Source organism: Fulvivirga sp., assembly GCF_040220315.1.
Taxonomy (GTDB): Bacteria; Bacteroidota; Bacteroidia; order Cytophagales; family Cyclobacteriaceae; genus Fulvivirga.
This window is the reverse complement of record NZ_JAVJUY010000325.1, coordinates 1-6,115: the sequence shown is the minus strand read 5'-3', so window position 1 is coordinate 6,115 and position 6,115 is coordinate 1. Positions and strand designations below refer to the sequence as shown.

General features: G+C 37.1%; 8 protein-coding genes. 2 read left to right on the top strand and 6 right to left on the bottom strand.

Going from position 1 to position 6,115, the window contains the following annotated elements; genetic code table 11:
• On the bottom strand, positions 1 to 858 hold an 858-nt coding region (locus RLO81_RS16685; RefSeq protein ID WP_350114277.1), incomplete at its 3' end, for a carboxypeptidase-like regulatory domain-containing protein.
• Between the two features lie 131 nt (positions 859 to 989).
• Here RLO81_RS16685 and RLO81_RS16680 point away from each other — a divergent pair.
• On the top strand, positions 990 to 1,469 hold the full coding sequence (locus RLO81_RS16680; protein ID WP_350114274.1) for a DUF2452 domain-containing protein: 480 nt from the start codon (positions 990 to 992) through the stop codon (positions 1,467 to 1,469).
• Positions 1,469 to 2,371, top strand: a complete 903-nt coding sequence (locus tag RLO81_RS16675) for a histone deacetylase family protein (RefSeq protein WP_350114271.1) — start codon at positions 1,469 to 1,471, stop codon at positions 2,369 to 2,371. Before RLO81_RS16680 ends, RLO81_RS16675 begins: the two co-directional genes overlap by 1 nt.
• Here RLO81_RS16675 and RLO81_RS16670 read toward each other — a convergent pair.
• The 5 genes from RLO81_RS16670 to RLO81_RS16650 all read right to left on the bottom strand — a co-directional run.
• Positions 2,368 to 2,883 carry a GbsR/MarR family transcriptional regulator gene (locus tag RLO81_RS16670; protein WP_350114268.1) on the bottom strand — a complete coding sequence of 172 codons (516 nt, stop codon included), beginning with the start codon at positions 2,881 to 2,883 and terminating at the stop codon, positions 2,368 to 2,370. The genes RLO81_RS16675 and RLO81_RS16670 overlap by 4 nt on opposite strands.
• A 12-nt stretch (positions 2,884 to 2,895) precedes the next feature.
• Positions 2,896 to 3,795, bottom strand: coding sequence for a Brp/Blh family beta-carotene 15,15'-dioxygenase (locus RLO81_RS16665; protein WP_350114265.1), 900 nt, complete (start codon positions 3,793 to 3,795; stop codon positions 2,896 to 2,898).
• Between the two features lie 67 nt (positions 3,796 to 3,862).
• On the bottom strand, positions 3,863 to 4,636 hold the full coding sequence (locus tag RLO81_RS16660; protein WP_350114262.1) for a bacteriorhodopsin-like: 774 nt from the start codon (positions 4,634 to 4,636) through the stop codon (positions 3,863 to 3,865).
• 257 nt (positions 4,637 to 4,893) lie between these two features.
• Positions 4,894 to 5,718: a hypothetical protein gene (locus RLO81_RS16655; protein ID WP_350114259.1), complete on the bottom strand. Its 825-nt coding sequence runs from the start codon at positions 5,716 to 5,718 to the stop codon at positions 4,894 to 4,896.
• Positions 5,719 to 5,906: 188 nt separating this feature from the next.
• The coding region (locus tag RLO81_RS16650) for a 4Fe-4S binding protein (RefSeq protein ID WP_350114256.1) at positions 5,907 to 6,115 on the bottom strand (209 nt) is incomplete at its 5' end.

Sequence of the window (6,115 nt, the reverse complement as noted above, 5' to 3'; positions counted from 1 at the left end):
TGGCAAACTTATACCAGCTAGTTTAACTACCTGGTCGGCATAAGTTCTTCTTCCTGCTACCTGTATGGCCAGTTTATCTTTAATAACTGGATGTTCAACGGCTATTCTCGAAGAAATAAGCCCTATGCCACCTTCAATAAATGTTCTATCGGCATTTAGCTGTTTAGTTCTTATATCTATTATTGATGAAAGCCTGCCACCATATTCTGCAGGAAACCCACCGGTGAGCATATTCACTTCGCCAATAGCGGAGGGGTTGAATACTGAAAGAAAACCAAACAGATGACCGGTATTATAAACCGTTGCACCATCCATTAAAACTAAATTTTGATCGGCATCGCCACCACGTACAAAAAAATCGCTAGAGCCTTCTACGCCTTTGGTAGTGCCCGGTAATAATGTTAGTGCCTTAATAAAATCTGGTTCGCCTGCTAAGGCAGGTAATGCTAATACAGTCTCTTTTTTCAACACCTGTTTGCCGGGCCTGATACTTTCGAACTGTTGAATTACAGATGATTTTTCACCCAATATTTCCACTTCCTTCAGCGTAGTGGTTGATGAAGTAAGCTTGATAAGGTAGGTATTCATAACTTCAGCTGCAGAAAGTTTTCTGAGGTCATACCCCATAAAGGAAATTGCTAAAGTATCTGTGGGGTGTGAAACACGAATTTTAAATCTACCCAAGCTATCGGAAGTTACAACGGCCTTTGTGTTTACCACCTGAATATTTGCAAACGCCATTACTTCCTCAGTTTCAGCATCAATTACCTGTCCGCTGACTTCTACCTGTGCGAATAAGCCCTGGCAGTTAATTACTGACAGCAGGACTACAAAAATATAATTCTTCAGATGAGTCAATTTATTATTTCTTTCGAATAGGATTCATGCGTCAAATATGAGTGTTGGTTTAACGAATTCTTTATTTATTAAATTCCAACATACCTTTGTATATCAGGTAACATAGCAGGAAAAAATTTGTTGATAAACAAATGGCAGATAAAGTAGAAAAGAAAATAGGAAGTGTAATGGTTATGTCTGATGAAGAGTTAGAGAAGCTCCGAGATAAAATAACCACTACACCTTCCACATTACCTTATGCACACCATGCGGGTAGTGCTCTAATTAAACCGGAAGATAAAGGTAAAATTAAAGGTCAGGCTCTTGCCGCTATGCACGAGCAGAGCCAGATGCATCTGGAAAAAATCTATGAGCAGATGAAGTTGCTTCTAAAACAGGCAGAAGAGGTGCATAGCAGAATAGAAATCTCAGAGCAAATTTATCAGGCGGAAATGAAGTTTAAACCGCTTATGGGCCATACCTATCATTTATACGAGAAGGAAGATGGAAAGCAACTACTATCAGTGATTTCCCCGAGAGAATGGGGCGCTAGTATGCCGTTTAAAAAGTTTGTGGCTACTGTAAAGTTACTTTCAGATCATACATGGAAGGTTGAAGAAGAGGGTGATTAATGCTTAAAATAGCCTGGTCAGAGATTTACAACCATCCATTGCCTGATGGCCATCGTTTTCCGATGGAAAAGTACGATTTACTGCCCGAGCAATTGCTCTATGAAGGTACTGCTACTGATGATAATTTTTTTAAACCTCGAAAGCTTACAGAAAGAGAAATTGTATCGACTCACCATCCTGAATATTGGAAAAAATTAAAAACACTTTCATTAACGAGGAAAGAAGAACGAAGAAGCGGCTTTCCACTTTCAGAATTAATTGTTGAGCGTGAGGTAACTATTAATGCGGGCACTATTCAGGCAGCAGACTATGCCCTTGAATATGGAGTAGCAATGAATATTGCGGGTGGTACGCATCATGCCTATACGGATAGGGCAGAAGGATTTTGTTTTCTGAACGATATTGCAATTGCAGCTAATTATCTCTTAAATGCTAATAAAGTAAAGCAAATTTTAGTGGTGGATTTAGATGTGCATCAAGGAAATGGTACTGCACAAATTTTTCAAGATGATAATCGGGTGTTTACATTTAGCATGCATGGAACAAAAAATTATCCATTGCATAAAGAACAATCTGATTTGGATATTGGCCTGCTGGATAATACAGATGATAAAGAATATTTAGAGATATTGGATTTTCATTTTAAACGCCTGATCGATTCTGTCAAACCTGACTTTATTTTTTTTCAGTCGGGAGTAGATGTGCTAGCCACCGATAAATTAGGCAGGCTTGGCTTAACAATAGAAGGCTGTAAGCAACGTGATAAACTTGTGTTAAAAACGGCTTATAACAATTGCATTCCGCTTATGGCCAGTATGGGCGGTGGGTACTCAGAAAAAATAAAAGATATTATTGAGGCACATGCCAATACGTATCGTTTGGCGCAGGAGATTTATTTTTAACTCTTTTTCTTTTTTAGATATTCAATTACTGTTCTTGAAACCCAGCCTCTATCGCTATTTATAAAATGTGAAAGAGCCTGATCTGTAGTTCTTACCACATCATTGAGTTCGTTCATTACTCGTATAAATTCTTTGACCTCTGCAGTTTCTTCACCATCTATCTGTGATACACTGTCCAAAACTTTGGCAACAGGGACAATTTCTCTATTCTTTCGAACTTCTGCCACTTTACGGGAAATAGACCATATATCTCTTTCGCAGTAAAAATATTCTTTCCTTTGACCCTTGCGTGTTGTTTTGTATACCAGACCCCAATCGATAAGAATCCTTAAGTTCATACTTACATTACCCCTCGAAATCTGTAGTTCTTGCATAATTTCTTCAACGGAAAGCTCATGAGGGCTAATCATCAAAAGAGCAAAAATTTGAGCAACAGTCTTGTTAATACCCCATGAGGTACCTAGTGCACCCCACGTTCTAATAAATTCTTCCTTGGCATCGGAATATTTCATAGGGTAAAGATATTAATGAATAGGATTATACAGCCTATTCATAACAAATAAGTGAGGTACTGTTAGGGTGGATATAATAATGATAAAAATCATATAAATTGAAATCCCTAAATCGAATTGAAAAGAAAAGTAATAACCCAAACCTAGAAAAACAATTCCTGCTATACTGAATGGAAGTGCCGCTTTAATGAATTGTACTATTGAATTTCCTACATCTTCTTTAATAGATTTGAATGTCAGAATTAATGATCGAAATGAATGCCAGATGCCAAAATAAATAGTGAATGTAATCACTGCATTACTAGTTAAGGAAATAGCACAAAACATAGCGAGTAATAAAACTTCTTTTCCAATATCTTTAAATTTTACCACACCCGTAAGAAAGTAGACCAAAGACATTGTAAACCATAAAACACTGCTTGACGCCAATAAAATTAGCCAAAAGGAGCTGTTTAATTGGGTGGTATTGAGCCATTCTAGCGACTTGAAAATTATCAGGCACTCGTCAATATTCGTAAATATAATCATGGCCAATAGCGCCATGCCCCAACTCAGAAAATATAATTGTGAGAGGATGCCTTTTACTGGGAAATAGTAGAGTTGCGATTGGCCAAAATGATATGCTGAAATAGCAATAAATACCAGAAAAGAAAGCTGAGGAAACAAGTACCAAGAAGCGCAAACTACTACTATCAAACTGATATAAATGGCATAGAATTTAACTAACTGAATCCTGCTGGGATTGGCATTCTTAAATTCAATAACATGGTCTAACGCACCGTGGGGTATACCAATAACAATGATAGTTACTAAGAATAAAATGGTATCTAGTCCACTTGGGAGGCGTATTAGGCTTAGTAGAGCAACTAATGCAAGGGTAATTATAAGTAAGTGCTTATCTAACTTAGCCATAATTTTTGTTGTAGAATATAAGGTCTACACCACCTGGGGTGCAGACCTTAATAAAACTAACTTGAACTTATGCTTTCACAGTAGCAGGATCGGACTTAGCTACAGAATATATAACCAAACCAAATCCAATTTTATTGATTGCATCAGCAATGTTGTAGAATAGGTCTACATTGGAAGATGTCCAACCTAGCCCAGTATTCAACCATCCACCTGGCATACACATATAACCTATGGGGTAGATTGCCCAACCTACTAATACAAACCATGCTAAAATTTTAATGCCTTTTACTACCTGAGGGTTACCAGAAGCATCACCCAGTGTTTTTACTTCACCGAACCATGCTGTGTAGAGTATGTAGAGGTAACCAATTGTAGATATTACACCCCACATTACACTATGACCGGTTGCTCCCGCTGCGGCAGTGCCATCGGCATTTAAAGGAACAAACGCTTCTCCTATGTAACCTGCCACAAGCATTAAAACGGAGGCGGCAATAAGTTTCCATAGCAGGGATACTTTTGCACCTGCGGCCTTAGTAAGTAAATAAAATTCAACACACATCAAAGGCACTGTTAATGTCCAATCGATGTAACGTAAAGCAGTTGGATTTTCACCAGTAGCGGCATAGTAATCACGCATGTAGTAGTAATGTACTGCTGCGATCATGGTTATTAAGCCTGATACCAATAGCGAAGTTTTCCACTTGTCTGAAACGCTTTGTCTTTCAAAAAAGAAAAAGACAGAGGCTGCGAACATGGCCATATAGCCAGTAAAGAAGGTAAATGCGACAGGATCATCCTTTGGAATGGTCATCATGTCAACTAAGATTAATTCTTTCATAATACGTTAAGCTTTTAGTTTCTGATTGTAAAAACATTGAAGTTTCAGAAATGTTTGAAACTTAATAAAAAAGTTTAACTATTATTTTTGAACCCCGAATATTGTACGGGGAAGCCTGTTCCTTAAAGTCTTATTTAAAAATTAAGTGATGGGTGATTAAAACAGCGATATCTTGGTATATGAACATTATGTGATTTGCCAAGATATTGGTTACGTGCATGCCATTACATATTCACGTGGCACTAATAAGTCCAACGCTATTTTAATAAGATGCCTACTTTTAAGTTGAAGCTAATAGCAATGGGAAAGTTTTCATCACCTGCTAAAAATCCGTAATGGTCACTCCTATAACTCACGTCACCTTCTCCAGTTGAAATATTTGTAAATCCATATCCCAGTCCAAAAGAATAGTCAATAAGAAAGAAATTATCAAAAACTATCTGCTTACCCAGATTTAAAAGCAGTGCAAGGGCAACTACATCCTTTTCTTTCCGAGTTGGGTTCGGAGAGTTTAGCAAGTAAGAATTGTATTCGTTCCGATACGCTGATATAAGAACTTGAGGTTTAATATAAGACCCTTTTAAGATGTGCGAATACTTAAAGCGTGAGGAGTAAAAGTCTGGAGTACGCATAAATTTTACGCCTATACCAGTATGAATTCCTGTACTATTATCTTCGGGGTCGACATCAAATCCAACGCCAATAACACCAAATGTTGTTTCGACACTCCGCCCAGGTTTAATATTTTTCTCGTACGAGAAAGTTAAATTTTCTCTGAGTGGGGAAAGAAAATGAAATTTTAAAGCCCTTTTACGATCATCTGCATAAGAATTGGGGTCATTTAATGGATCAGTAAACTCTATTATACGACCAGTTTCAAAAACTATCTTTCTTACCTGATCTACAGCGATGGATATCCTTAGTTCATCATTTTTTAAATGTTCTGTATACTTTATCTCTTCTAAACCAACCTCAACTACTCTACATTTAATTACGGTGTTGTCTTTTTTATGAATTTGATCTTGGGCATTTAGAACTTGGCTAAGTGCGAAGAAAATAAGGAGTAGTGTATTTTTTTTCATAAGTGGAATTGAATGTAATCCGACACTGCTATGAAGATATAAAATTCTGTAAATATTTAAATTGATATTAAAATAATTAATATTATGATAATACAATTAGTACTCAATCTGGTGGAATAGACACCTTACCTTTTAAAGGTATACCACTCTCAATAGGCTATTATTGAAACAGGCTACAATTGGCAGTCTTACTTTATTTTCACACTATCATTTCCAATAAGTATCGGTTCATTAAACCTTCCTTCCGGGTCTTTATTTTCCAAATTCAAAACACCCCTTGGGCAAACTGATGAACATACTCCACAACCCACACATGAAGAGCGAATAATATTTTGACCTCGTTGGGCGTACCAGCGAACATCAATACCCATTTCGCAATAGGTGCTGCAATTGCCAC